This window comes from Anaerozeibacter quisquiliarum (assembly GCF_051162045.1).
Lineage (GTDB): Bacteria > Bacillota > Clostridia > Christensenellales > Aristaeellaceae > Anaerozeibacter > Anaerozeibacter quisquiliarum.
This window is the reverse complement of record NZ_JBISDI010000003.1, coordinates 79,069-103,010: the sequence shown is the minus strand read 5'-3', so window position 1 is coordinate 103,010 and position 23,942 is coordinate 79,069. Positions and strand designations below refer to the sequence as shown.

Here is a 23,942-nt window from a genome sequence, read left to right as displayed (position 1 = left end):
CCAAAGCCCTCCTCCCTTACTTAATTTCAAAGGCAACCGGCTGCTGCGCTTCATGCTTGTGCTCGGGGCCGGCGTACACATGCAGCTTCTTGAGCATGGCGTAACCGAGCGGTCCCTTGGGCAGCATGCCGCGGACGGCTTCCTTGATGACGAATTCCGGCTTCTTGGCCATCATCTGGCGCGCGGTGGCTTCCTTCAAGCCGCCCGGATAGCCGGTGTGATGGCGGTACAGCTTCTGATCGAGCTTCTTGCCGGTGAAGCGAACCTTGTCCGCATTGACGATGATGATGTAGTCGCCGGTGTCCACGTGGGGCGTAAAGCAGGGCTTGTGCTTGCCACGCAGCATCGAGGCGACCTGCGAGGCCATGCGGCCCAGCACCAGGTCTTCGGCGTCAATGACCAGCCATTGACGATCCACGGCGCCCTTCTTGGCCATATAGGTGTTCACGTAGAATTCCTCCCCATTATCTGTCGGACGGATTCCGGCGCGAGGTCAACGCGCCTTCCACCTACATCCATGGTATCGGGGCTAGTGATCCCATCGACGCACCGTATAGTCTACCGCATTCTGGCTGCCGTGTCAATTGAAACTTGTATTAAAAATCATGAAAATCATTTCTGGCGTGGGTTTGTCAAACACGTTGGACAAACCTGCGCTTTCATCGATACCGGAACCTTCGTCCGATTCCGCTGCACGCGGTTGAGCCGGATCAGGCGGCCGGGCAGGATCGAGCGGGCCGCGCGGTACAGCGCGCGCCCATGGGCGTGGAGCCCCTCCATAAACTCGCGCTCTCCCGGCACCGATTCGTCCCGCTCCCCCCGTTGTTCGGATACCTATTGTATGTACAAACACGCCTATCGGCCGGCGCGCGCTTTTCGGCAATTTAACTTGACGCGATATACTATGCGAAGTATAGTATTGTGCGACGGGAGGTGTTGCCTTGGACGCACAGTTGAAGCGGGGGGTGCTCGAGATTTGCGTGCTGGCGGCGCTCAGACGACGCGACTCCTATGGGTATCAGATCATCAAGGACGTGTCGCCGGTGATCGAGATTTCCGAATCCACGCTGTACCCGATCCTGAAGCGCTTGGAAGGCGCGGAATGCGTGGCGGTGTATTCGGTGGAACACAACGGGCGGCTGCGCAAGTACTACCGCCTGACCGGCGAGGGCCGCGCGCGCATCGGCGCGTTTCTTATGCAATGGCGTCAGATGATGGCCGTGTACGCATTCATCGAGAGGAGCAACGCAGATGACAAAGGATGAATTCTTGAACGCGCTGACGGACCGCCTGGGCGCGCTCGGCGAGGCGGAGCGCGCGAAGTGCGCCGCTTACTACGACGAGATGCTGTCCGACCGGATCGAGGAGGGCATGGATGAGCAGGCGGCGGTCGCCGGCATGGAGCCGATCGACGAAATCGCGCGGCGCATCATCAGTTCCGGCGTACCCAATCGGCAAGCCGCGTCCGAGGAAAGCGCGCCGGGCGAGCCCGGCGGCTGGCGGCTCGCGCTGCTGATCCTGAGCGCGCCGCTGTGGATGCCGCTGTTGGCGGCGGCGCTGCTCACAGCGGCCATGCTGCTGCTCGCGCTGTGGATGCTGTGGCTGGGGCTGGCCATCTCGACGGTGAGCATGCTGGCGGCGGGCGCGGCGTCGGCGTTGGCCGCGCTGTCCTTTTTGGTCAGGCAGCCGGCCAGCGGGCTGTTCATGCTGGGCCTGGGGCTGACCTTGACGGCGCTGGGGCTGCTGCTGTACCGGCCCATGACGCGCTCGGCGACGCGCGCGGCGCGATTGACACAGCGGGCGTGGCGCGCGCTGCGGCGGGGGTTTCACAGAAGGGAGGCCATGTAGATGAACAATCTGGCGCGCTTTGCGTTGAGGCTGCTGGGCCTGGGGCTGGTGCTTGCGCTGGCCGGTTTTGCCATGGCGGGGTTCAGTTTGGAGAACCTGGACACGCGGGGGCCGTCCGAGCAGCGGACGATCCGGCCGGTGGGCGAATTGCGCGAGTCGGATGGGCAGTCGGCCTATCCGGCCGAACGCGTGACCGCGCTCATGGTTACGGACGAGGATCACTCGATCATCGTGCGGCCGTCCGCGGACGGGCAGTGGCGCGCGGTGTGCTACGAGCGCAAACACGGGCGCTACGAGGCGGATCTGCACAATGACGGCGTGTTCCGCCTGCACTATGTGGACGATCGGCCCTGGTATGAACGCGTGGGGATCACATACTGCGGTGAAAGCGACCATGATGTGCTGGTCTACGTGCCCGCGGGCGTGAACGTGCCGATGACGCTGTCCACCGTGAACGGCGCGGTGAGCGTCGAGGATGTCGCGGCGCAAGCGCTTTCGATGTCCACCACCAACGGCGATATATCGGCGAAAGGCGTGCGGTGCGCGGGGGAGATGCGCGCCGAGACGACAAACGGGGCGGTGCTGCTGACCGATTCGACGGCGCAGTCGGTCTTCGGCCAGTCGGTCAACGGCCCCATCAATTTTACCGCCGTGGACGCCCGGCGCGGCGACTACCGCACCACCAACGGCGGCATAGCGGGCAGCCTCGCGGGCGCGGCGTCGGAGTACACCGTATCCGCGCGGACGGCGCTGGGGGACAACAACCTGACGTCCGGCGGCAACGGGCCGCGGCAGCTCAATGTGAAGAGCGTCAACGGGTCGATTGACGTGGCCTTTGCGCCGTAAGCGGCACAATGACATTTGCCCGCGGCACATGGGAGGAGCCCCTCCCCTGCGCCGCGGGCAAATTTCACTTCGCCAGTTTCCCCTTCGTCCCGCCGCCCTGCCGGTTCAAAATATCCGATTTGTACGAGAACACGCTCTGGCGCTTGTCGGCGTAGGCCTTGAGCGCGCATTCGACCATCTTGTCGATCATATTTTGGAAGCTCACGCCGCTGGCTTCCCACAGGTAGAACGCGAGCGAGCCGGGGATGGTGTTGATCTCTTCGACGTAGAGCGCGCCGTCCGCGCCGTCCAGGATGAAGTCGATGCGCACCACGCCCTTGCAGTCGAGCGCCTTGAAGATATCGACCGACAGCGCTTGAATGCGCGCGGTCAGCTCGGCCGAGATGGGAGCCGGCACCTGGCGGCTCAGCGACTGCATGCCCTTGCTGCCGCCCTTGGCCGAGCGCATGTACTTCTCGTCGAAGGTCAAAAACTCATCCCAGCGCACCGGCATCTCGGTGACCGACGCGCGCACGTTGCCCGCGTAGCCCATGACCGAGCAGTTGACTTCCTTCAGATCGGCTACGCCCTTCTCCACCAGCAGCCGCCGGTCAAACGCCGCCGCCACGTCGAGCGCCTGCGCGAGGCCCGCGCGGTCGTCGGCGCGGCTGATCCCGATCGAGGAGCCGAGGTTCGCGGGCTTGACGTACACCGGATAGGGCAGCGCGCGCTCGAGGCGGGCGAGGGTGTCCTCGCGGTGCTCGGCCCAGTCGGACCGATCCACCCACTCGCCCGGCAGCACCGGGAAGCCGCAGCCCGTAAACAGCATCTTCATCGCGATCTTGTCCATGCCCACCGACGAGCCCAGCACGCCCGCCGAGGCGTAGGGCACGTCCAGCATCTCGAGCATGCCCTGCAGCGTGCCGTCCTCGCCGTTCATGCCGTGCATCACCGGCAGCACGGCGTCGCAGGCGGCGACCACCGCCCTTCCCGAGCCGAACAGCACCTTCTTCTCCTCGGGGTACCTAATCAGGACCAGCTTGCCGTCCTCGCCCAGCGGCAGCACCCGCGTGACCTTCGCGGGGTCGAAATCGCGGTAGAGCGCCATGTCCCACAGCGCCTCGCCGGCGTACCACGCGCCGCCTCTATCGATGTACACGAGCGTCACCTGATAGCCTGCGCCGCGCGCCGCGTCGGCGGCCTGCAGCCCCGAGATGATCGAAACGTCGTGTTCGCAGGTGCGGCTGCCGTAGGTTACGGCCAGATTGAGTTTCATGATATAAAGCCCCCCTACCCTTCGCTGTAGTTGTCCGGCAGGTCGTTCTCAAACAGGATCACGTCGCCGGGCCGGCCGATGCGCGCGAGTACCGCCGTCGCCTCGGCGAGGTCGGCGACCACCGTAACTTGATCCTTGGCGAGCCCGCCCTCGAGCGCGCCCTTGAGGATCGGCTGGCTGCGCTTCGGCCCGATCAGGATGGCATGGTCGCAGCTGCCGGCCAACTGCATGCCAAACCTGCGGTTGAGCGCGGCCTCCTGCTCCCCCTGCTCGACCAGGCCGGGCGTCACGATCAGCCGCCGGCCGGGGAACGCGCGCAGCACGTCGAGCGCGGCCTCGGCACCCACCGGATTGGCGTTGAACGCGTCGTCGATGATGGTCATGCCGTTCGCGCCCGGCAGCAATTGCAGCCGGTGCTCGACCGGCTCGGCGCGGCCTACGCCCCGCGCGATCTGGTCCAGCGTCAGCCCCAGGCGCTTCGCCACCATGCAGCACAGCACGATGTTGGCGATGTTGTGCCGCCCGAGCAGGCGCGTCTCGCAGCGCACGCGGCCGCCCTCGGCGTCGCACAATGTGAAACGGCTGCCGCGCGGGCCCACCTCGATCTCCTCGGCGTACATGTTGAGGAACCCGCTGCCGAGCCCCGCGCGGTACTTCTCGATCGGGGTCTTCCGGTACAACTCGTCGACGATGCCGCCGTCGGCCCCGAAGAAGGCCGCGCCGTGCTTGGGCAGCGCCTCGATCAGCTCGTACTTGGTCTTGGCCACGGCCTCGACCGAGCCGAAGGTCTCGAGATGCTGCGGCCCCACGCTGGTCAGCACGCCGTACTCGGGCTCGACCAGCTCGCACAGCTCACGGATGTCGCCCACATGGCGCGCGCCCATCTCGGCCAGGAATACCTGATGGTGCACCTCGAGCTGCTCGCGGATCGCGCGCGTCAGCCCCATCGGGGTGTTGAAGCTTCCCGGGGTGGCCAGCACGGCGTATTTCTCGGACAGGATGGAGGCCAAAATGAACTTGGTCGAGGTCTTGCCGAACGAACCGGTGATGCCGACCTTGACCAAGTCGGGACGCGCCGCGAGCTTGCGCGCGGCGTCGTTCAGGTAGAACGCGTTGACCCTCGTCTCGATCGGCTGCATGATGAATCCCGCCACCAGGGTCAGGTAGGGCACGCCCACGAACAGCAGGTAGGCGGGCAGTTTCAGCGCGCTCAAAAGCGCGGCTGCGAGCAACGCGCACAGGCCGAGGCAGATGTACAGCCGCTTCATGCGCGCCGTCAGCGCGAACGGCTTCTTCTCGGGGGCCTTGTATTGGCGGATGCCCACGCGCCAGGCCGCAATGCCGAACCCGGCGAGCACGACGAGCGCGGCGGTGATCCGCGCGGCGTCCGCGCCCATCAGCATGGTCAAGATCAGCCCAAGCAGCACATCGGCGATCGCGGCCAGCACGCCTATGCCCTGCGTCGCGCCCATCAGCTTGTCGCGGTTCCTGGAAAGCCAACGCCGATACCCGTCGAGCTGATAGCTTTCAAGCTGCAGCATATGCAGGTAGTAACGGCTGTATGCGGTGCACACGCCGGCCACCACCGCGGCCGACAGCCAGCCCATAAAATCCATCAGCGTTCACCCCCGGCGGATTCGCACAAAAAATTCCGGACCACCGCGCGGAAATCGGCGTACCGGTCGAGGTAGGCGAAATGGCCCGCGCCTTCCATCACCACAAGCCCCGCGTCGGTTATGCCCTTTTCCATCGCGCGGCCCATCCACAGCGGCGCGGCCGTATCCTGATCGCCCCAGAACAGGAGGGTGGGGGCTGCGATCCGGCTAAGGTAGGGCGTCAGGTCCTGGGTGACCACGCGCGAGAAGGTCTTGCGCATCTCGGGCGAGAGCGCCCTGTAGTCGGCGGAGCCGAACTTTTCCTGCAGCCGACCGCGCAGGGCGTCTATGCGCGCGTTGCCGAGCCAGGCGCGGGTCAGGCGGTTGTCAAGCAGCGCCTTGAGCGCGCGGTACATCGCGGAGCGCGCCTTCCGCGCGGGCGGGGGCGTGGTTTTCAGCCCCGGAACGCCGGTCAGCACCATGCGGCCGACCAGCTCGGGGTAGGTGGCGGCCAGCGCCAGCGCGACGCGCCCGCCGAACGAATGCGCGACGATGTGCGCTCGGGGGATGGAAAGCGCGCGCAGCAGCTGAGCCGTCATTTCCATATATTCGGTCACGCTCCAAGGCTCGGGCGGGTCGCTCGAGCGGGCATGGCCGGGGAAGTCGAGCGCGGTCATATGCAAGGCGTCGGCACAGTCGCGCAGCAGCGGGGCGAAGCTCTCGCACTTGCCGCCCCAACCGTGCAGCACCAGCGTAGGCTGGCCCTGGCCGTGCTGCTCGTAGTATACGGTCGCGCCGTTGAGTTCGATGGTCATGCGTACACCTCAGTTTGGTTCTCAAGGTAGTATAGCAGAATCGGGCAGAAAAGAAAAGGCGCAATTGCGTAACGCAGCGCTGCGCGTGTACAACTGCACCCATGCTTCTGCCGCTGCGCAGTACCGGCGGCGGGATGGTTGCCATCGCCGATGACAGCGCCCCCGCGTCCCGTCTCCATCAGGATTTGCGGTGGCGGGCCACATGTGTGGGTGGGCGGGTAGAGCGGCTGAACGCGCCGCATCACGCCCTCAAGGTTAGGTGGCTCAGCCAGTTTTGCTATGGCGATCATCTGCTCCAGTTCGCCGATTTCCTCCTCGGTGTCGAGGGAGATGGCCTGCCCAACCCCCGCCGCCACTTTATTACATTCTTTTCCACGGCATTTTTATCATTTTTTCACCGCCACCGGCCGCCTTTTTGGACTTTCGGCGGCGCGTCGCCATTGACAGCGGCGCCATTCCACGGTATAATCGTGCCGGGGCTTGTTGTAGGACATCCTACGTTTATGCCCGGCCGGACGCCCTTATCGGGAGAACCTTGCCGCCGGAGGCGGATCGCCATTGAGCATAATGAAAACGATGGGAGCAAAGCGCATGACAATCCACCAGGATGCCCGCGCCATCATTGACGCCGCCATCGAGGCGGTGCTGCCCGACGTAGCGGTGAAAAACGCGCTCTCGGACATGCCGGGAGACCGGCCCGTATACATGGTCGCCATCGGCAAGGCGGCCTGGAAGATGGCGGAGGCCGCCTGCGAGGCGCTGGGCGGCCGGCTGAAAGCCGGCGTCGTCGTCACCAAGTACGGCCACGCGAAGGCCCCGCTGGAGCGGGTCGAAATCATCGAGGCGGGCCATCCGGTGCCCGACGAGCACAGCGTGCGCGGCGCGGCGCGGGCGATGGCGCTGGTCGACCGGCTGGGCGCAGGGGACAGGGTGTTGTTTCTGGTGTCCGGCGGCGGTTCGGCGCTGTTCGAGATGCCGCTTGATGGCGTGACGCTTGCGGACATTGCCTCCGCCACCCGGCAGCTCTTGGCCAGCGGCGCGGACATCACCGAAATCAACACCATCCGCAAGCACCTCTCCGCCGTCAAGGGCGGCCGGTTTGCAGAGGCGTGCGCGCCGGCGGAAGTGGTTTCAATCGTGCTCAGCGACGTATTGGGCGATTCGCTGGATGCCATCGCCTCCGGCCCCGCCCATCCGGACGGAACCACCGGCCAGGACGCGCTGCGCATCGTCCAAAAATACGGCATCGAACTGACCCGGGGCGCGATGGAAGCGCTCCGCCGAGAGACGCCCAAGGCGCTGGGCAACGTGAGGACCCGGATCATCGGCAACGTGACCCGGCTGTGCACCCAGGCGAAGGAGACCGCCCGGGCGCTGGGGTACGAGCCCCTGATCCTCACCACGACGCTTGGCTGCGAAGCCCGGGACGCCGGCAGCTTCCTGGCCGCCATCGCGCGGGAGGTGCGCGCCTCCGGACACCCTGTCAAAGCGCCCTGCGCGGTGATTCTGGGCGGAGAGACGGTGGTGCATCTCAAGGGCTCCGGCCGGGGCGGTCGCAACCAGGAACTGGCGCTTTCGGCGGCGCTGGGCATTCAGGGCATGGCGGACGTGCTGGTCTTCTCCGTGGGTTCCGACGGCACCGACGGCCCCACCGACGCCGCCGGCGGGATCGTGACCGGGGACTTCGTCGAAGCCTGCCGGGCGAAGGGCCTTTCGGCGCAAGCCCATCTTCAAAACAACGACGCCTACGCCATCCTCGGCGCTGCGGACGGCCTCATTTTTACAGGCCCCACCGGCACCAATGTGAACGACCTGACCGTTCTCCTATGCAAATAGGGCCTTAGTCACAGGGGGAAACAGAAATTCTGTCGATTTTGCAAATTTCCGTGCAAATTGTAGGTGACAAACCGTCAACTCTATGATAGAATAACCTTGCCGGTTAAGTTGTAATACATCATACATCTAACCACGCTGGTTCCAAACACGAAGAGAGGTGGCATCGGTGAAGAGTTTGAGGTTCCTCGGGCCGAAGGTCCTGGAGGTCCAGGACGTGGGCGCGCCCGCGCCGGGCGCGGGCGAAGTGCTCATCAAAGTGCGCGCCTGCGGCATCTGCGGCAGCGACGTGCACGGCTGGCTGGGCAAGACAGGCAGGCGCATCCCCCCGATGACGATGGGCCATGAGTTCGCGGGCGAGATCGCGGCGGTTGGGGCGGGCGTGGACGCCTGGAAGGCGGGCGACGGCGTTGTGGTTCAGCCCATCAACTTCTGCGGCGAATGCGTTAACTGCCGGGGCGGCATGACCAACATGTGCCTGAACAAGAAGTTCTTCGGCGTTCTGACGGTGGACGGCGCCATGGCGGAGTATGTGGCGGTGCCGCAGAAGCTCCTCTACAGGCTGCCGGAGGGCTGCTCCTACGAGACGGGCGCCATGGCGGAGCCCTACGCGGTGGCCTACGGCAGCGTCGCCAAGTGCGGCGGGATCGCGGGCAAGGACGTGCTGATCGTCGGCGCGGGCATGATCGGCCTTTGCATCCTGCAGATGGTGAAGCTCCACAACCCGAAAAGCGTTACCGTCGCCGACCTCAGCGACAGGCGGCTGAAAAAAGCGCTAGACCTGGGTGCTGATTTTGTGATAAACTCAGCCAAAGAGGATGCCCTCGCCAGGATTGCGGACTGCACGGACGGATTGATGATGGATCTCTCCATCGAAGCGGTGGGCGTCGAGCCCACGGCGAACCTGTCCGTCAAGGCGCTCAAGGTGGCGGGCACGGCGGTGTGGGTCGGCATGAGCCAGCGGGAGATGCAGATCAACATGCAGGACATCGTGTGCTCCGCCCGCAGCGTGGTCGGCTCGTTCAACTACACGCACGAGGAATTTGGCGAGGTGGTGGCCCTCCTCGGCTCCGGCAGGCTTGCCACCGGCGAGCTTCTGTCCCGGGTGGTGACGCTTCCGGAGGCGCCTCAGGCCTTCCGGGATCTTCTCGAAAACCCCGACGACCTGCTCAAGATCGTGATCGATCCGTCCAAATAACCATCCGGCGGCGACGCCGGCGAATGAGGGGAAAATATGGCCATCCGCAAGATCCGCAAAAATGACGTCAGCACGCAGGTCTACGACCAAATGCGCGAGATGATCCTCCGCAACGTCTGGAAACCGGGGGACCGCCTGCCGTCGGAAAACGAGCTCGCGGAGTCATTCGGCGTAAGCCGCGTCACGATCCGGCAGGCGCTGCTAAAGATGAACACCTTCGGCCTGATACGCACCCGGCAGGGGGAGGGCTCCTTCGTGCAGGAGATGGGCGTGGGCATCAAGCTCAACGAGCTGGTCCCCAGCATCTACCTGAACGAGAACGCGGTGCGCGACGTGTGGGAGTTTCGCATGATGACCGAGGTGGAGACCGTCGCGCTGGCCACCAAGCGCGCCACCGCGGAGGACATTCGGCAACTCTGGGCGTCCTACGAGCGGCTCAAGGATCAGCGGGACGACCTGGAGGACTACATCAGCAACGACTTCCAATTCCACCGCATGCTGACCACCATCGTCGGCAACCAGCTGGTCACCCAGCTGCACTACCTGCTTCGTGACATCCTGAAGGAGACCATGCGCAAGATCACCCTCAAGATCGGCCGCGACAACGGCATCGAATACCACCGCCGGATCATCGAAGCCATCGAGGCCCGCGATGCGCAGATGGCCCGAAAGCTGATGAACGACCACCTGGCCGAATCGCTGAAGCTGTTCGAGGGGCCGTAAGCCGCGCCCTTCGGCATACCGCCGCGCGGCGCAATGTCCGCCCCGCGGCTTCGGCCGCCGGGTGGCGGGCATGGGCGGAGGGAAAGGCGCTTCAGGCCACAACATGTAGGACAACATACATGAGAGGTATGACCAATGAAGTTTGGCATCTGCTTGAATATGAACGCGACCGGGCCGGACGGGACCGGCATCGAGTACATCGAGAAGGCCGCGCGGCTCGGGTTTGACTACGTGGAGCTTCCGCTGGCGGAGATGATGGCGCTCTCCGAGGCGGAATTTGAGGCGATGGCCGGGCGGGTCCGCGCCTCCGGCGTGCCCTGCGAAACCTGCAACAACTTCTTCCCCAAGACCATGCGGCTGACCGGCGAGGCCGCGGACATCCCCGGCGCGCTTCAGTACGCCGCCGGTGCGCTGAGCCGAGCGGCGCGTCTGGGCGCGAAGGCGGTCGTGTTCGGCAGCGGCGGCGCGAAGAACGTGCCGGAGGGCTACCCGCTGGAAAAGGGCTTCGAGCAGGTGGCAAAGCTGCTGACCGGGATCGCGCCCGCCGCGCGGGACAACGGCATCGTGATCGCCATCGAGCCGCTTCGCAAGGCGGAATGCAACCTCATCAACACCTTTGCGGAGGGCTGCGCGCTGGCCCGCGCGGTGGGCAGCGACGCCGTAAGGGTGCTGGTGGACTACTACCACTTCATGACCGAGGGCGAGCCGGTGGAAAACCTCATCCGGGACGGCGGGCAATTCCTCCGCCATTCCCACTTTGCCCGGGTAGAGGGGCGTTCGTTCCCCCGCGAAACGGGCGAGGACCCGGCTTACCTCCCCTACTTTGACGCGCTCAGGCAGGCGGGCTACGACGCGCGCGTCAGCCTGGAGGCCTACACCCGTGATTTCGATGCCGAAGCGCCGGCGGCGCTAAGATTCCTCAGACAGAGCATTTAGGGAGGCGTAGGGACATGAACAGAACGGAACGCATCGCATACCTTCGCAAGATGGGCCAGAGGCTCAGGCGGGACGTCATCATCAGCGTGGGCGTCGGCGTAGCCGGCCACGTGGGTGGCTCCTGCTCCGCGGCGGATCTGGTGGCGGCGCTGTACTTTTACAAGATGAAGCACGACCCGGCCAATCCGAAGATGCCTGACCGGGATCGCTTCCTTTTGAGCAAGGGCCACGTGGCCATTTTGCAGTACGCCGCGCTGGCGGAGGCCGGATACTTCCCGGTGGCGGACCTGGCCAAGACGAAGGAAATCGGCTTTCACCTGCAAGGCCACCCGGACGTGCGCAAGACCCCCGGCATCGAGGCGGGCACCGGCTCGCTGGGGCAGGGCCTCTCGCTGGGCCTGGGCATGGCGCTGGGCAACAGGCTGCAGGGGATCGGCAGCAACGTGTATGTATTGATGGGAGACGGCGAGATCGCCGAGGGCCAGATCTGGGAGGCCGCGCTGGCCGCCTCCGCCCACAAGGCGGATCACCTGATCGGCATCATCGACCAGAACGGCCTGCAGGCGATGGGCCGCGTCTCCGAGCGCATGGACACCAACCCCCTGCCGGAGAAGTGGCAGAGCTTCGGCTGGAACGTGATCCAGATCGACGGCCACGACATGGAGCAGATCGTCGACGCGCTGGATCGTGTCGACCGGTACAATGGCAAGCCCACCGTCATCATCGCCCGCACCGTGAAGGGCAAGGGCATCAGTTTTGCCGAAAACGTCGTCGGCTACCACAACGGCGCCCTGACCGAGGAAACCTACAACCAGGCGCTCAAAGAGCTGTCGGCGCAAGCATAGGATTGGAGGAAGAGCGATGTACACCAACCAAAGAACGGCCTATGGCAAGACCCTGGTTGAATTGGGCAAGACGGACCCGCGCATCGTCGCGCTGGACGCCGACCTTTGCGGTTCCACGATGGGCAAACTCTTTGAACTGGAATTCCCGGAGCGCCATTTTGAAATGGGCATCGCCGAGGCGGACATGGTTTCCACCGCGGCGGGACTCGCGCAGACCGGCCTGATCCCCTTCGCCAGCACCTTCGCGGTGTTCCTGGCGGGCCGCGCCTTTGACCAGATCCGCCAGGCCGTCGCCATCGGAAAGCTCAACGTCAAGCTCTGCGGTTCCTCCTGCGGCCTTTCGGATTTCGCGGACGGCGCCACCCACCAGACCGTCGAGGACATCGCCATCATGCGCGCCATCCCGAACATGGTGGTGCTCAGCCCCGCCGACGCCAACGAGACCGTGGAAGCCGTAAAGTCCATGCGCGATTACGACGGCCCCGTCTACATCCGCGTGAGCAGAAACGACAACGAAAACATCACGCCGGAGGGCGAGCCCTTTGTCATCGGCCAGCCCAAGGTGCTGCGCGAGGGCGGCGAGGTCACCGTGTTCGCCACCGGCGGCATGAACCACATGGCCCTCCAGGCCGCCGAAAACCTGAAGGACAGGGTCTGCGTGCGCGTGGTCAACGTGCACACCATCAAGCCGCTGAACGACGAGCGGATCATCGAGCTGTCCCGCGGCATGAAGGGCGTCGTCACCTGTGAGGAGCACAGCGTGGTGGGCGGACTGGGCGGCGCGGTGGCCGGGGCGCTGCGGCGCGAAAGGGTCCCCGTCGAGTTCGTCGGCATCAACGACTGCTTCGGCAGCTCCGGCCACTGCTACAAGGACGTGCTGAACTACTACGGCCTGACGGTCGAGCACGTCGAGCGGGCGATCCTGAGTTTCGTCGGCTGATAAAACCACGGGCCGCGAGCCGCGCCATGCCCATGAAGGGCGGAGCGCGGCTCTTTTTGCGCCGTTACCCGGTTCTAATCAATAATACCGCATTGACATCTGACGACATATGTATGATAATTCATAAGTAGACAACCGCCGAACGGAAACCGGCAGATCCGGGCCGCTGCGACGGGCTTCTTTTGCGCCGCATTGAACAAGCGCTTGAATCCCGTGTCGTTTTGGGGAGTCCTTTCTCGGTTGAAGCGATTTTCGAAAAGAGGGGTTCACGTGGCATTTCAGGCTATCAAGCGCGTCAGCGCCAGCGAACAGGTCTTTGAACAGATCAGAAAGATGATTCTGGACGGAGAATGGAAGTCCGGCGACCGCATTCCGCCGGAAAACGAGCTGGCCGGTCTTTTCAACGTCAGCCGGGCCACCGTCCGGCAGGCGCTTTCGCGCCTGGCCACGGTGGGCCTTGTGGAAACGCGTTGGGGCGAGGGCAACTTCGTCAAGGAGATTGACGTGGGCACCTATGCCAACGGCCTACTGCCCGCCATTTATTTGAGCGACGACTCCATTCGCCATGTCTGGGAATTCCGGCTGATTACCGAGGTCGAGAGCGCCAGCCTCGCCGCCCAGCGCGCGACTTCGAAGGACCTTCGGGCGCTGCGCGCGAACCTGGAAAAGATGATTTCCTACTACGGTGAAGTGGACAAGTACCTGGCCGCGGATTTCGAGTTCCACCAGCTCATCACCCACATGACCGGCAACCCGATCCTCATCCAGGCCCAGACCATCCTGAAGGACGTATTGCTGGAGAGCATCACCACGCTGACGAAAGTGGTCGGCGAGAACGACGGCCTCTCCTTTCACAAGAAGATCTGCGAGGCCATGGAGCAGCGGGACGCGTTTCTGGCCAGGGAGTTGATGAAGCAGCACCTGGAAAGCGCGTACAAATTCTACAAAACCTATTTGACGCGGGCGGGCCAAAAGGAATAGCGGCAAGGTGCCTTTCTCGGCGCCGAGACGCCGGGCGGAAGATCCGCCCGGCGTTTTTATTAAAACAGAGTAAAACGATGGGCAAAAATGAGGCGATACAATTTTCTAACAATAACCGGTTTTTGGACGGTACCTCGCGGAAATGCGCCGTTTTATCACATTCCTTGTCGAAGTCATGGGGGATATCCTCAAAATAATGCGCAAGAATCGATGATACCTCCAAAAATGCATTGACAACGGTTTTGGATTGTGATAATATGCAGTTGTTAGAGGTTAGATGTAATACATCCTTCCTTTGACGGGAGCGCTGGACGACATGAAAGGGAATGCAGCATGCACCGGTTGGAAGGCAGAAAGGCCATCGTTTCGGGCGCGGCGCAGGGCATCGGCTACGCCATCGCCAGGCGGCTGACCGAGGAAGGCGCGCGTATCGCCCTTCTGGACGTCAACGAGGAAAAGCTCCGGGACGCCGCCGAATCGCTGCCGGGCAGCGCGGGCTTCGCCTGCGACGTGTCCAACGTGTCGGGCATCGACGAAACCGTACAAAAGGTCGCCGCCGCGTTTGGCGGGCTCGACATCGTGGTCAACAACGCGGGCATTCTGAACAACACGCCCATTGCGGAGGTCACGGAGGCCCAGTGGGACCTCATCATGGCGGTCAACCTCAAAAGCGTATTTTTCATGGTGCAAAAAGCCATCCCCTATTTGAAGGAGTCAGCCTGTCCCCGGGTAATCAACATCAGTTCGCTGGCGGGCCGCATGGGCGGGTTTGAGACGGGCCTGGGCTACTCCGCCTCAAAGGGCGGCATTCTTGCACTGACGATGGGCTTCGCCCGGCAGCTGGCGCCGCTGGGTATCAACGTCAACGCGGTCTGCCCCGGCACCACCGAGACGCCCATCACCAGGGAATTCTCGCCCGAAGCCATGGAAAAGCTGTACGCCCGCATCCCGCTCAGGCGGCTGGGCAAGCCAGAGGACGTGGCCGCAGCGGTCGCGTACCTGGCATCGGACGACGCCGCCTTCGTCACCGGCGAATTGCTGGACGTCAACGGCGGCATGTACATGGGATGACGGGAGGGGACGGCGTGTTCAAATACGGCATATCCTGCGCGCTGGAGCCGCAACCGGAACGCCAGCCGGTGATCCTCCGGGGCGACATTTCGGATGTGACCCGCGTGGCCGGGGAAATCGGCTACGACGGCGTGGAGCTGTTCATCCGAAACCCCGCACGGTACGACGCCGGGGAACTGGCCGCCGCCGCGGCCCGTGCGAACGTGGAATACTGCGGCATCGCCACCGGCATGGAGTACAGTCTGAACGGCCTGTGCCTTATCAGCGACGACGCGGCGAACCGCTCGGCGGCGATTGAGCGGCTCAAGGAGCACCTCGATCTGGGCGCGGCGCTCAAGTGTCCCGTGATCGTGGGCATCATGCGCGGCAACATCCCGGATTTCAGCCGCTATCAGGAGTACGTGGACCGCTTCTCCCGGGCCCTCGCGGAACTGGACGCCTACGCCGAGCAGTCGGGCGGCAGCATCGTCGTGGAATCGATCCTGCGTTACATCAACAATTACTTGAACAGCGCGACCGAGACGGCCGAATACCTGCGCGGACTGAGGCTGAAGAACGTGTCGCTGCACATCGACACCCACTCCATGATTCTCGAGGACAAAGACCTCGCCCAAAGCGTGCGCGAAACCGCGGACATCCTGGGCTACGTGCACTTCCCGGATTCCAACAGGGGCTATCCCGGCGCCGGAAACATAGACTTCAAGCCCATTATGCGGGCGCTGTGCGACGTGGGCTATCGAGGATACATCGATCTCGAATGCCAGCCCTACCCTTCCCAGCGCGCCTGCGGCGAACGTGGGCTGAAGTACCTCAAGGCGCTTGAGACGATCGTCTTGACGGAGAAGCACGATCACAGGAGGCAATAGGCATGGAAAACAAATTTCTCAGGTGGATGACCCAAAACACCCGGTCGGTCTACTGGCATGATTCGGCGATCCGCGCCCAGCAGCTGGAAGGCTTCGAAAACGGCGCCGTCGGCATGACCACAAACCCCTTCCTCGTCAGCCAGACGCTGACAAGCGACCGCGAATTCTGGCGCGACCGGCTCGCCACGATCCCCAAGGGTCTGAAGGGCGACGAAAAGGCCGAGGCGCTGGCAAAATGCGTCACCACCTACTACGCCGAAATGGTCAGGCCGCTCTACGATCCCGAAAAGGGCAAGGGCATTGTCTGCGCCCAGACCAACCCCAACAAGACCGGCGACGCCCGCTACATGATCGGGCAGGCCAAACGCCTGGCTGCCTGGGGCGAGAACATCTGCGTCAAGCTGCCCGCCACCCGGGCCGGCATCGAGGTCTACGAGGCCTGCGTGGCCGAGGGTCTGAACGTGGCCGCCACCGTCAGCTTCACCGTGCCGCAGGTGCTCGCCGTGGCGGAAGCCCGCGAGCGCGGCAAGAAAAAAGCCGCGGCCAACGGCGTAAAGCCGGGGCTGGGCATCGCGGTCATGATGGTCGGCCGCCTGGACGATTACCTGCGCGACGTAGCCCAGGATTCCTACCCCCACGTCAGGGAGAGCGACATCGTCCAGTCCGGCATTGCCTGCATCAAGCGCGCCTACCGGATCTTCAATGAGCGCGGCTATGACACCTTCCTTATGCCCGCCGGCTGCCGGGGCGCGCACCACATTGTGGACCTGGCCGGCGCGAGGATGATTATGTCCATCGCCCCCAAGATCGCGGAACTGCTCATCGGCGTGGAACGGTTTGATGAGCGGATTGATGTGCCGGTGGATCAGGCGGCCATTGACCGGCTGATGACCATGCCGGAATTCCGCAAGGCCTACGAGCCGGACGGCATGCAGCCCTCCGAGTTCATCACCTTCGGCTCCGCCAACCGCACCACCGACCAGTTCATCAACGACGGCTGGAACCCCATCGTGAGCTTCAACTACTAAAAACGCCAAACCGCGGAGCGAGGAGCGAAACGCCTTGAATTACCTGGAATGGCTCAATCAATGTACGCCCACCGCCTGGTGGCATGACTCGGGCAGCCCCGACGAAATCGACCTGGCCATCCGTCGCGGCGCGACCGGCGTCACCACGAACCCCGTGCTCACATACCGTTCCTTCCAAAACCAGCCGGAGTTCTGGCTGCCCAGGGTGGAGGCGCTGGGCGACGATTTCGGCCTGGAGGAGCGAGCGGAGGCCCTCTTGAGGCTGGTCGCCACATACGCGGCGGACAGGGTCCGCCCCATTTACGAGGCCACCGGCGGCAGGCAGGGCTACGCGCTGGGGCAGCTCAACCCCGGCCGTGCGGGCGACGCCGAGGGCATGCTCGCCCAGGCGCGCCGGGTGCACGCTTGGGGCGACAACATCGCGGTCAAACTGCCCACCACCGCTGCGGGCGTCGAGGTCATTGAGTACTTGGCGGAGGAAGGCATCCCGATCTGCGCCACCATCAACGTCTCCGTGGCCCAGGCGCTGGCCGTGGCCGAGGCATATCAGCGGGGCGCGCGCAAAGCCGTTAAAAGCGGCGTCAACCCGCCTCTGTGCATCGCGGTTCAGCAGGTGGGCCGCCTGGACGACTACCTCAGGGATGTGGCCATGGACATGAAGCTGGGCATCCCGGAGGAGCACATCACGCTGGCGGGGCTCGCCGTCGCCAAGCGCACCTACAAAATCTTCGAGGAAAAGGGCTACGACAGCGTCATCATGCCCGCGGGCCTCCGCGGCGCGTACCACGTGACCGAGATGTCCGGCGGCAAGGTGATCTATACGATCAACACCCGTGTGCAGGACATGATCCTCGAAGCCGACCCGCCGCAGACCCCCGGCATCGACAACCCGGTGGATCCGAAGGCGATTGAAAACCTGATGCGCATTCCCGAATTCGTCCGCGCCTACGAGCCGGACGGCATGAAGCCTCACGAGTTCATCACCTACGGCGTGACCCAGAAACTTCTGTCCCAGTTCAACGAAACCGGTTGGGCGCCGCTTGAAACTTACCTATCCAAGCGCGTATCCGCCCGATGGATATAGTTACCGGTTCAAAACCTTCCCCTCGCGTATTAACATACTTAAAAAGGAGACGCGGATGATGAAGATTGGTTTCATCGGCCTCGGGATCATGGGTAAGCCCATGGCGCGCAACCTGATGAAGGCGGGACACGGGCTGGTCGTGTTTGACGTCCTCAAGGCAAACGTGGACGCGCTGGCCGCGGAGGGCGCCGAAGCGGCAGCCTCCTCCCGGGAGGTCGCCGAAAAGTGCCGGACGATCATCACGATGGTGCCCAACGGCCCCCACGTCAAGGCGGTTGTGCTGGGTGAAAACGGCGTCCTCGAGGGCGCAAAGCCCGGCGCGACCATCATCGATATGAGCTCCATCGCGCCCCAGATCTCCCAGGAGGTTTGCGCGGCCTGCAAGGAGAAGGGCGTCAACATGATCGACGCACCGGTATCCGGCGGCGAGCCCAAGGCCATCGACGGCACGCTTTCCATCATGGTCGGCGGCGACAAGGCGGTCTTTGAGGAATACAAGGAAGTGCTCCTGTCCATGGGCGCCAGCGCCGTCTGGTGCGGCGGCATCGGCGCGGGCAACACCACGAAGCTGGCCAACCAGGTCATCGTAGCGGTCAACATCGCCGCGCTGTCCGAGGCGATGCTGCTGGCCTCGAAGGCCCACGTGGATCCCGAGCTGGTCTTCCAGGCCATCAGGGGCGGCCTCGCGGGCTCGACGGTCATGAACGCCAAGGCGCCGATGATCCTCTCGCGCAACTTCAATCCCGGCTTCAAGATCGACCTGCACATCAAGGACCTCGCCAATGCGCTGGAGACCGGGCACGCGGTGGGCTCTCCGCTGCCGCTGACCGCGGCGGTGATGGAGATGCTCCAGACCCTGCACCACGACGGCTGCGGCCAGGACGACCACAGCGCAATCGCGAAGTACTACGAGAAGGTTTGCGGCTGCGCGATCAGCCGGTAACGCGTCTTCCCCGCACAGGCATCCCCTCGGCTTTTCCCCTTGCGACCGATGCATTTAAAGAGCGATCTTTAAATATTTAAGGAGGAAAGAACATGAAACGATTCCTGACGGCTCTTGTGGCACTGGTACTCCTGATGACCTCGTCCCTGGCACTGGCGGAAGACTACGCCTACATGATCGGCCATTACGGCGGATTCACCGGCGCGGTCGCCACCGCCGGCTCCAACGGCCGCGACGCGATCCTGCTCGCCATCAAGCTCTGGAACGAAAAGGGCGGCGTGCTGGGCGGCAAGATCGGCATCGAACTCTACGACGACGGCTCCACCACCGAGGGTGCCGTCAAGGGCGTCTCCTACCTCCTGGATCAGGTGGGCGTGGACGGCCTGATCGGCTCCCAGCTCTCCGGCAACATCCAGGCCACCGGCGATCTGGTCGAAGCCTATCAGATCCCCGAAGTCGCCACCGGCATGAACCCGGCGTGGCTGCAAAAGGGCTGGACCTACCTGTTCCGCGCCCTGCCCAACTCCGCGGGCGGCGCGGCGCCGCTGGTGGACGCCATGCTGGAGCTGAAGAGCGACAAGGTCGCCTCGCTGGTCTACCAGGATGACGGAAACATTTCCGCCTACACCAAGGTGAAGGAAGAGATCGAAGGACGCGAAGGCATCGAGATCATCGACGAGCAGCAGGCCATGGTCGGCGAGACCGACTGGACCGGCGCGCTGTCCGCGATCGTCAACGCCAAACCCAACGGCGTCATCATCTTCGCGCAGGCCGAGCAGGGCAGCCTCATGGTCAAGCAGATTCGCAACCTGGGCTACACCGGCTACATCTACGGCTGCGAAACCTTCTCCTCCTCCGACATGCGCAGAGTTGCGGGCGAAGCGGCCAACGGCCTCGTGTTCTTCGCGCCCCACAGTGTGCCGGACGCGCCGGAAGAGGGCAACACCGAAGCCGAAATCGCGTTCCTGACCGAGTGGGTCAAGGAGTACGGCACCATGCCGATCTCCGACGTCGCCTACCGCGCCTTTGACGCCACCAACATCCTCCTCACCGCGGTCGAAAAGGCCGGTACCAAGGAAGGCCCCGTCGTGCGCGATACCATCGCGGGCCTTGAGATGGACATCCTCGCCGGCCATGCCAACTTCGCGGCCTATGACAACGGCGAGTGCATGAGCGGCCAGCAGATCTTCGCCACCCACGGCGGCAAGAACATCAGCTGGGCCAAGTTCCTCGAATCCGGCGGCAGCGCCGACACCTACAAGTAATCAGGACTGCATGAGACCGGAGGCGGAGGCGAGCAGTCGCTTCCGCCTCCGGTCGGCGCACCCTTCCTTGCCAATGCGAATGCGTCGCCGCAGGGAATCCGCACCGCGGGGGCCGCGCCCGTTCCCGCTCGAAGAGCAGGCGTATTCTGGCTTGGCAGCAATCAACGCGGCGAAAGGATGGAACCCCCATGCAAATGCTGATTAATGTACTGATCGGCGGATTGGTACTGGGATGCACCTACGGTATGCTGGCGCTGGGATACAGCCTCATCTACCAGGCATCCGGCTACATGAACTTTACGCAGGCGAACCTTTTGATGTTTGGCGCGTTCATCGCATATCAGCTGTACGCGGTATGGCAGGTTCCCTTCATCATCGCCCTGTTCGCTTCCGAAATCGTCATGTTCTTTATCGGCTGGATGATGGAGCGCTTCGTCATCCGCAGGCTGGTGAAAAAAAAGGCCCAGAACGTCTACGTGGTGCTGGCCACCATCTCGCTGTCCACCATCGTTGAGAACGCGGCGATGCTGATCTGGGGCCCCAACATGAAGTACTTCCCCCCACTGTACGCCAACTCCGCGCCGATTGCCATCGGCCCCGCTTCCGTCTCCAAGGAGCAGCTCACCTGCATCGCCGCGGCCCTTCTGGCGATGGTCGTGCTGCACTTCTTCCTCAACAAGACCAAGTTCGGCACCTCCATGCGCGCGGCCGCCCAAAACAAGATGGCCGCCAGCTGCATGGGCATCAACGTAAACACGACCATCGGCATCACTTACGGCATCGCGGCGGCGCTGGCCTGCCTGGGCGGCGTACTGGTGGCGCCCACCATGTACGTCTCCTACCAACTGGGCAACAACCTGGCCGCAAAGAGCTTTGCCGGCGCCGTAATCGGCGGTTACGGCCATATCTACGGGGCGATCATCGGTTCGCTGTTCATCGGCCTGCTCGAAACCTTTGTCGGCGCGTACGTGTCCTCCGTATACAAGGAATTCATCGTGTACGGCGTTATGATACTCTTTATGATCCTGCGCCCGAGGGGCATTTGCAACGCGAATGTCTACAGCGTGTAACGAACGGAGGTATACGGTGAAGACGATTCCTGAAAACAGATTCGGCGGCAAGTGGGGGCGCAGGGCGATGGCGGTCGGCGCGATCGCGCTGGTCACGCTGGTGCTTGTAATGATGGAGAACAACATTCTCCTGTCCAGAAACAAGTACATCTACGTGCTGCTGTGCTACATCGGCATCTACGCCATTTCCACCAGCGGCCTGGACATCCTCTTTGGTTACACCGGTCAGATTTCCTTCGGCCACGCGGGCTTCTTCTGCATCGGCGCATACGGTTCGGTACTCCTGTCCCACGAGGAATGGGGCATCGCGAAGCTGGGGCTGACACCGCTGCCGCCCCTCCTGAGCATCCTCGTGGTGGGCTTTATCTCGGCGTTTATCGGCGCGCTGCTGGCAAAGCCCGCATCGAAGCTGGTGTTCCACTTCCTGTCGCTTCTGACGATCGCGTTCAACCAGATCATGTACCTGATCGTGGCCAACTTCTCGCACCTGACCAACGGCTTTATCGGCATCACCCGCGTTCCGCCGGTGAAGCTTACGCTGTTGGGCACGACGCTGCTTGACTTTACGACCATCAAGTCCAAGTACGCCTACGTGTATCTGGTGATGTTTGTGCTGGTGGTGCTGCTCATCATCAAGCAGAACATCGTCCACTCGAAGCTGGGCCGCTCGCTGATCGCCATCCGCGAAAACCAGACCGCCGCCAACGGCTGCGGCATCAACATCATGAAGGCGAAGACGATGTCCTTTGCGATCTCCGCGTTCTACGTGGGCGTCGCGGGCGCGCTCCTGGCGCACATGATGGGCTTTATCAGCCCGGACACCTTTGTTCAGAACACGTCGGTCATCTTCATTACGATGCTGCTCTTCGGCGGCAGCGGCAATCTGCTCGGCCCAATCCTGGGCGCGCTGGTAATCACCTTCGTTCAGGAGAGCTTCCAGAGCCTTCAGGATTACCGCATGCTGATCTACGGCGTGTTCCTGCTGGTGGTCATCCTCTACCAGCCCACCGGCCTCGCCGGCCTGGGCAAGACGATCGGCGGTCTCTTTGACGGGAAGGGAGGCGTGAGCCGTGGCAATGCTTGAGGTCAAGGACCTGTCCATTGAATTCAGCGGTCTGAAGGCGGTTCAGCACCTGGACTTTTCCGTGGAGAAAAGCGAGATATTCGGCCTGATCGGCCCAAACGGCGCGGGAAAGACGACGGTCTTCAACATGGTCAGCGGCTATTTCAAGCCGACGGGCGGCGAAATCTACTTGAACGGCCAGCGCATCGACGGCCGGTACATGTTCGAGACCAACAAACTCGGCATCGCGCGAACCTATCAGAACATCAACCTGTTCAACACGATTTCCGTGATGGACAACCTGCTCATCGGGCAGCACTGCCGGATCCCCTACGGCGCCCTGGACTCCTTCTTCCATACGAAGAAGTACCGGGATTTCGAAGCGGCCACCCGTCGAAAGGCGCGGGAGACCCTGGCTTTCGTGGGCATTCCAGAGCGCGAGAACGACGAGGCCCGCTCGCTGTCCTACGGCGAGCAGCGGCTCTTGGAGATCGCCCGGGCGCTGGTCAGCGATCCCTGCCTTTTGCTCCTGGACGAGCCCGCCGCCGGCATGAACCCCACCGAAAAGGCCAGGCTGGCCAAGCTGGTGCTGGCGATCCGCGAGAAGGGCATTTCGGTCCTGTGCGTTGAGCATGACATGAAGTTTGTGATGGGCATCACCGACAGAATATGCGTGCTCAACTACGGCAAGCGCATCGCGCTGGGCACGCCGGAGGAAGTGCAGAAGTGCCCCGAGGTCATCGAAGCGTATCTTGGTGGAGGTGATTAACCGATGGAGCCGATCCTCTGCGTAAAAGATCTCAACTACCACTACGGCAAAATCCACGCGCTGAACGGCGTCTCCTTCGACGTATACGAAGGGGAGATCGTGTCGCTGATCGGTTCCAACGGCGCGGGCAAGACGACGCTGCTTCGAACCATTTCCGGCCTCCTCGGGAAGAACTCCGGCGGCACGATCACCTTTGAGGGCAAGCGCATCGACGGCATGGCGCCCCACAGAATCACCGCCCTCAAGCTGGAGCAGGTGCTGGAGACCCGCATGGTGTTCCCGCTTCTGAGCGTCCGGGAAAATCTGATGATGGGCGCTTACCTCATCAAGGACAAAAAGCAGATCGAACTGAATCTGCAGTACTGCTTCGACCTGTTCCCGCGGCTCCTCGAGCGCGAAAAGCAGCACGCCGGCACCCTCTCCGGCGGCGAACAGCAGATGGTGGCCGTGGCCCGCGCGCTGATGGGCAACCCCAGGCTTCTGATGCTGGACGAGCCCTCCATGGGCCTCGCGCCGCTGGTCGTGCAGGACATCTTTAACACCATCTCCAAGATCAACCGGGACGGGGTGACGATCCTCTTGGTCGAGCAGAACGCCAACGCGGCGCTCAAGATCGCGAATCGCGCCTACGTGCAGGAACTGGGCGCCATCGTAAAATCCGGCCTTGCCGAGGAGATCGCAAACGACGACATCGTCCGGAAGACCTACCTGGGCATATCGTAAGCGCTTTTTCGCATCGAAGAACCGCCCCTTTCGATACGAAAGGAAGGGCCCTTCGTGCGCCTGATGAGATCCTCACGGATTTCCGGGCGGCGCACTGACCAAAGGTAGGGATAATGCCGCCAGTGTATTCCGCTGGCGGCATTATCCCAGAGATAAGGTCCAATAAGTTCGCAAATTGGGAAACAGCGGGTTCCAAAGGTTGAACAAGAAGGCATGCGTCCACATCGATCAGCGTCTGGATGTGG

The 23,942-nt window shown here is 63.2% G+C and carries 25 protein-coding genes and 1 pseudogene; 21 read left to right on the top strand and 5 right to left on the bottom strand.

All coding sequences use genetic code 11. From position 1 onward, the window contains the following. Nucleotides 1-16: 16 nt before the first annotated feature. Nucleotides 17-448 (bottom strand): 50S ribosomal protein L13, encoded by a 432-nt coding sequence (rplM, locus tag ACH6CV_RS02225; protein ID WP_456356518.1) that lies wholly within the window; start codon nt 446-448, stop codon nt 17-19. A gap of 493 nt (nt 449-941) precedes the next feature. Here rplM and ACH6CV_RS02220 point away from each other — a divergent pair, with 493 nt between their 5' ends. From ACH6CV_RS02220 to ACH6CV_RS02210, 3 genes are read left to right on the top strand one after another with little or no spacing between them, the layout of a single operon-like run. Beyond that, on the top strand, nt 942-1,265 hold the full coding sequence (locus ACH6CV_RS02220) for a PadR family transcriptional regulator (protein WP_456356517.1): 324 nt from the start codon (nt 942-944) through the stop codon (nt 1,263-1,265). Further along, nucleotides 1,252-1,848: a DUF1700 domain-containing protein gene (locus ACH6CV_RS02215; protein ID WP_456356516.1), complete on the top strand. Its 597-nt coding sequence runs from the start codon at nt 1,252-1,254 to the stop codon at nt 1,846-1,848. Before ACH6CV_RS02220 ends, ACH6CV_RS02215 begins: the two co-directional genes overlap by 14 nt. Beyond that, nucleotides 1,849-2,694, top strand: coding sequence for a DUF4097 family beta strand repeat-containing protein (locus tag ACH6CV_RS02210; protein WP_456356515.1), 846 nt, complete (start codon nt 1,849-1,851; stop codon nt 2,692-2,694). 64 nt (nt 2,695-2,758) lie between these two features. On the opposite strand, the gene ACH6CV_RS02205 is transcribed toward ACH6CV_RS02210, so the two are convergent. From ACH6CV_RS02205 to ACH6CV_RS02190, 4 genes are read right to left on the bottom strand one after another with little or no spacing between them, the layout of a single operon-like run. After that, a complete protein-coding gene (locus ACH6CV_RS02205; protein ID WP_456356514.1) occupies nt 2,759-3,949 on the bottom strand; it encodes a D-alanine--D-alanine ligase family protein in 1,191 nt (396 codons plus the stop codon). Nucleotides 3,950-3,963: 14 nt separating this feature from the next. Further along, on the bottom strand, nt 3,964-5,565 hold the full coding sequence (locus tag ACH6CV_RS02200) for a UDP-N-acetylmuramoyl-tripeptide--D-alanyl-D-alanine ligase (RefSeq protein ID WP_456356513.1): 1,602 nt from the start codon (nt 5,563-5,565) through the stop codon (nt 3,964-3,966). Next, nucleotides 5,565-6,359 carry an alpha/beta fold hydrolase gene (locus ACH6CV_RS02195; protein WP_456356512.1) on the bottom strand — a complete coding sequence of 265 codons (795 nt, stop codon included), beginning with the start codon at nt 6,357-6,359 and terminating at the stop codon, nt 5,565-5,567. Before ACH6CV_RS02195 ends, ACH6CV_RS02200 begins: the two co-directional genes overlap by 1 nt. Next, nucleotides 6,356-6,715: a hypothetical protein gene (locus ACH6CV_RS02190; RefSeq protein WP_456356511.1), complete on the bottom strand. Its 360-nt coding sequence runs from the start codon at nt 6,713-6,715 to the stop codon at nt 6,356-6,358. Before ACH6CV_RS02190 ends, ACH6CV_RS02195 begins: the two co-directional genes overlap by 4 nt. A 235-nt stretch (nt 6,716-6,950) precedes the next feature. Here ACH6CV_RS02190 and ACH6CV_RS02185 point away from each other — a divergent pair, with 235 nt between their 5' ends. From ACH6CV_RS02185 to ACH6CV_RS02100, 18 genes and pseudogenes are all read left to right on the top strand, one after another. Further along, nucleotides 6,951-8,195, top strand: coding sequence for a glycerate kinase type-2 family protein (locus tag ACH6CV_RS02185; protein WP_456356510.1), 1,245 nt, complete (start codon nt 6,951-6,953; stop codon nt 8,193-8,195). Between the two features lie 166 nt (nt 8,196-8,361). After that, the gene (locus tag ACH6CV_RS02180) at nt 8,362-9,390 is read left to right on the top strand and encodes a zinc-dependent alcohol dehydrogenase (protein WP_456356509.1); all 1,029 of its coding nucleotides are present in this window, start codon (nt 8,362-8,364) and stop codon (nt 9,388-9,390) included. Nucleotides 9,391-9,426: 36 nt separating this feature from the next. Continuing rightward, entirely contained in the window at nt 9,427-10,113 is a 687-nt protein-coding gene (locus ACH6CV_RS02175) for a FadR/GntR family transcriptional regulator (protein ID WP_456356508.1), read from the top strand. A gap of 135 nt (nt 10,114-10,248) precedes the next feature. Beyond that, nucleotides 10,249-11,049 carry a sugar phosphate isomerase/epimerase family protein gene (locus ACH6CV_RS02170; RefSeq protein ID WP_456356507.1) on the top strand — a complete coding sequence of 267 codons (801 nt, stop codon included), beginning with the start codon at nt 10,249-10,251 and terminating at the stop codon, nt 11,047-11,049. Nucleotides 11,050-11,063: 14 nt separating this feature from the next. Further along, on the top strand, nt 11,064-11,894 hold the full coding sequence (locus ACH6CV_RS02165) for a transketolase (protein WP_456356506.1): 831 nt from the start codon (nt 11,064-11,066) through the stop codon (nt 11,892-11,894). A 16-nt stretch (nt 11,895-11,910) separates the two neighbouring features. Continuing rightward, nucleotides 11,911-12,834 carry a transketolase family protein gene (locus ACH6CV_RS02160; RefSeq protein ID WP_456356505.1) on the top strand — a complete coding sequence of 308 codons (924 nt, stop codon included), beginning with the start codon at nt 11,911-11,913 and terminating at the stop codon, nt 12,832-12,834. Nucleotides 12,835-13,104: 270 nt separating this feature from the next. Further along, complete coding sequence (locus ACH6CV_RS02155) at nt 13,105-13,815, top strand: FadR/GntR family transcriptional regulator (RefSeq protein WP_456356504.1); 711 nt, start codon at nt 13,105-13,107, stop codon at nt 13,813-13,815. Nucleotides 13,816-14,148: 333 nt separating this feature from the next. Continuing rightward, the gene (locus ACH6CV_RS02150; protein WP_456356503.1) at nt 14,149-14,886 is read left to right on the top strand and encodes an SDR family NAD(P)-dependent oxidoreductase; all 738 of its coding nucleotides are present in this window, start codon (nt 14,149-14,151) and stop codon (nt 14,884-14,886) included. Nucleotides 14,887-14,900: 14 nt separating this feature from the next. Next, entirely contained in the window at nt 14,901-15,752 is an 852-nt protein-coding gene (locus ACH6CV_RS02145) for a sugar phosphate isomerase/epimerase family protein (RefSeq protein ID WP_456356502.1), read from the top strand. Between the two features lie 2 nt (nt 15,753-15,754). Continuing rightward, a complete protein-coding gene (locus tag ACH6CV_RS02140) occupies nt 15,755-16,780 on the top strand; it encodes a transaldolase family protein (RefSeq protein WP_456356501.1) in 1,026 nt (341 codons plus the stop codon). A gap of 34 nt (nt 16,781-16,814) precedes the next feature. Continuing rightward, the gene (locus tag ACH6CV_RS02135; RefSeq protein ID WP_456356500.1) at nt 16,815-17,864 is read left to right on the top strand and encodes a transaldolase family protein; all 1,050 of its coding nucleotides are present in this window, start codon (nt 16,815-16,817) and stop codon (nt 17,862-17,864) included. A 58-nt stretch (nt 17,865-17,922) separates the two neighbouring features. Next, nucleotides 17,923-18,807: a 2-hydroxy-3-oxopropionate reductase gene (gene garR, locus ACH6CV_RS02130; protein WP_456356566.1), complete on the top strand. Its 885-nt coding sequence runs from the start codon at nt 17,923-17,925 to the stop codon at nt 18,805-18,807. Between the two features lie 92 nt (nt 18,808-18,899). Next, entirely contained in the window at nt 18,900-20,072 is a 1,173-nt protein-coding gene (locus ACH6CV_RS02125) for an ABC transporter substrate-binding protein (protein WP_456356499.1), read from the top strand. Nucleotides 20,073-20,260: 188 nt separating this feature from the next. Further along, complete coding sequence (locus ACH6CV_RS02120; RefSeq protein ID WP_456356498.1) at nt 20,261-21,142, top strand: branched-chain amino acid ABC transporter permease; 882 nt, start codon at nt 20,261-20,263, stop codon at nt 21,140-21,142. Between the two features lie 16 nt (nt 21,143-21,158). Beyond that, the gene (locus tag ACH6CV_RS02115; protein ID WP_456356497.1) at nt 21,159-22,226 is read left to right on the top strand and encodes a branched-chain amino acid ABC transporter permease; all 1,068 of its coding nucleotides are present in this window, start codon (nt 21,159-21,161) and stop codon (nt 22,224-22,226) included. After that, a pseudogene (locus ACH6CV_RS02110) lies at nt 22,219-22,773 on the top strand (ABC transporter ATP-binding protein); the annotation flags it as partial. The gene ACH6CV_RS02115 and the pseudogene ACH6CV_RS02110, both read left to right, overlap by 8 nt. Next, on the top strand, nt 22,756-22,974 hold the full coding sequence (locus ACH6CV_RS02105) for an ABC transporter ATP-binding protein C-terminal domain-containing protein (RefSeq protein ID WP_456356565.1): 219 nt from the start codon (nt 22,756-22,758) through the stop codon (nt 22,972-22,974). The pseudogene ACH6CV_RS02110 and the gene ACH6CV_RS02105, both read left to right, overlap by 18 nt. A gap of 12 nt (nt 22,975-22,986) precedes the next feature. After that, nucleotides 22,987-23,697: an ABC transporter ATP-binding protein gene (locus ACH6CV_RS02100; RefSeq protein WP_456356564.1), complete on the top strand. Its 711-nt coding sequence runs from the start codon at nt 22,987-22,989 to the stop codon at nt 23,695-23,697. The last annotated feature ends 245 nt before the right edge of the window (nt 23,698-23,942 follow it).

Excerpts from the sequence above, each read along its gene's own strand:
- ACH6CV_RS02170 (WP_456356507.1), top strand. The coding sequence starts at position 10,249 with ATGAAGTTTGGCATCTGCTTGAATATGAACGCGACCGGGCCGGACGGG.
- ACH6CV_RS02165 (WP_456356506.1), top strand. The coding sequence starts at position 11,064 with ATGAACAGAACGGAACGCATCGCATACCTTCGCAAGATGGGCCAGAGG.
- ACH6CV_RS02215 (WP_456356516.1), top strand. The coding sequence starts at position 1,252 with ATGACAAAGGATGAATTCTTGAACGCGCTGACGGACCGCCTGGGCGCG.
- ACH6CV_RS02185 (WP_456356510.1), top strand. The coding sequence starts at position 6,951 with ATGACAATCCACCAGGATGCCCGCGCCATCATTGACGCCGCCATCGAG.
- ACH6CV_RS02120 (WP_456356498.1), top strand. The coding sequence starts at position 20,261 with ATGCAAATGCTGATTAATGTACTGATCGGCGGATTGGTACTGGGATGC.
- ACH6CV_RS02210 (WP_456356515.1), top strand. The coding sequence starts at position 1,849 with ATGAACAATCTGGCGCGCTTTGCGTTGAGGCTGCTGGGCCTGGGGCTG.
- ACH6CV_RS02150 (WP_456356503.1), top strand. The coding sequence starts at position 14,149 with ATGCACCGGTTGGAAGGCAGAAAGGCCATCGTTTCGGGCGCGGCGCAG.
- ACH6CV_RS02140 (WP_456356501.1), top strand. The coding sequence starts at position 15,755 with ATGGAAAACAAATTTCTCAGGTGGATGACCCAAAACACCCGGTCGGTC.
- ACH6CV_RS02125 (WP_456356499.1), top strand. The coding sequence starts at position 18,900 with ATGAAACGATTCCTGACGGCTCTTGTGGCACTGGTACTCCTGATGACC.
- garR (WP_456356566.1), top strand. The coding sequence starts at position 17,923 with ATGAAGATTGGTTTCATCGGCCTCGGGATCATGGGTAAGCCCATGGCG.
- ACH6CV_RS02200 (WP_456356513.1), bottom strand. The coding sequence starts at position 5,565 with ATGGATTTTATGGGCTGGCTGTCGGCCGCGGTGGTGGCCGGCGTGTGC.
- ACH6CV_RS02205 (WP_456356514.1), bottom strand. The coding sequence starts at position 3,949 with ATGAAACTCAATCTGGCCGTAACCTACGGCAGCCGCACCTGCGAACAC.
- ACH6CV_RS02160 (WP_456356505.1), top strand. The coding sequence starts at position 11,911 with ATGTACACCAACCAAAGAACGGCCTATGGCAAGACCCTGGTTGAATTG.
- ACH6CV_RS02175 (WP_456356508.1), top strand. The coding sequence starts at position 9,427 with ATGGCCATCCGCAAGATCCGCAAAAATGACGTCAGCACGCAGGTCTAC.
- ACH6CV_RS02105 (WP_456356565.1), top strand. The coding sequence starts at position 22,756 with ATGAACCCCACCGAAAAGGCCAGGCTGGCCAAGCTGGTGCTGGCGATC.
- ACH6CV_RS02195 (WP_456356512.1), bottom strand. The coding sequence starts at position 6,359 with ATGACCATCGAACTCAACGGCGCGACCGTATACTACGAGCAGCACGGC.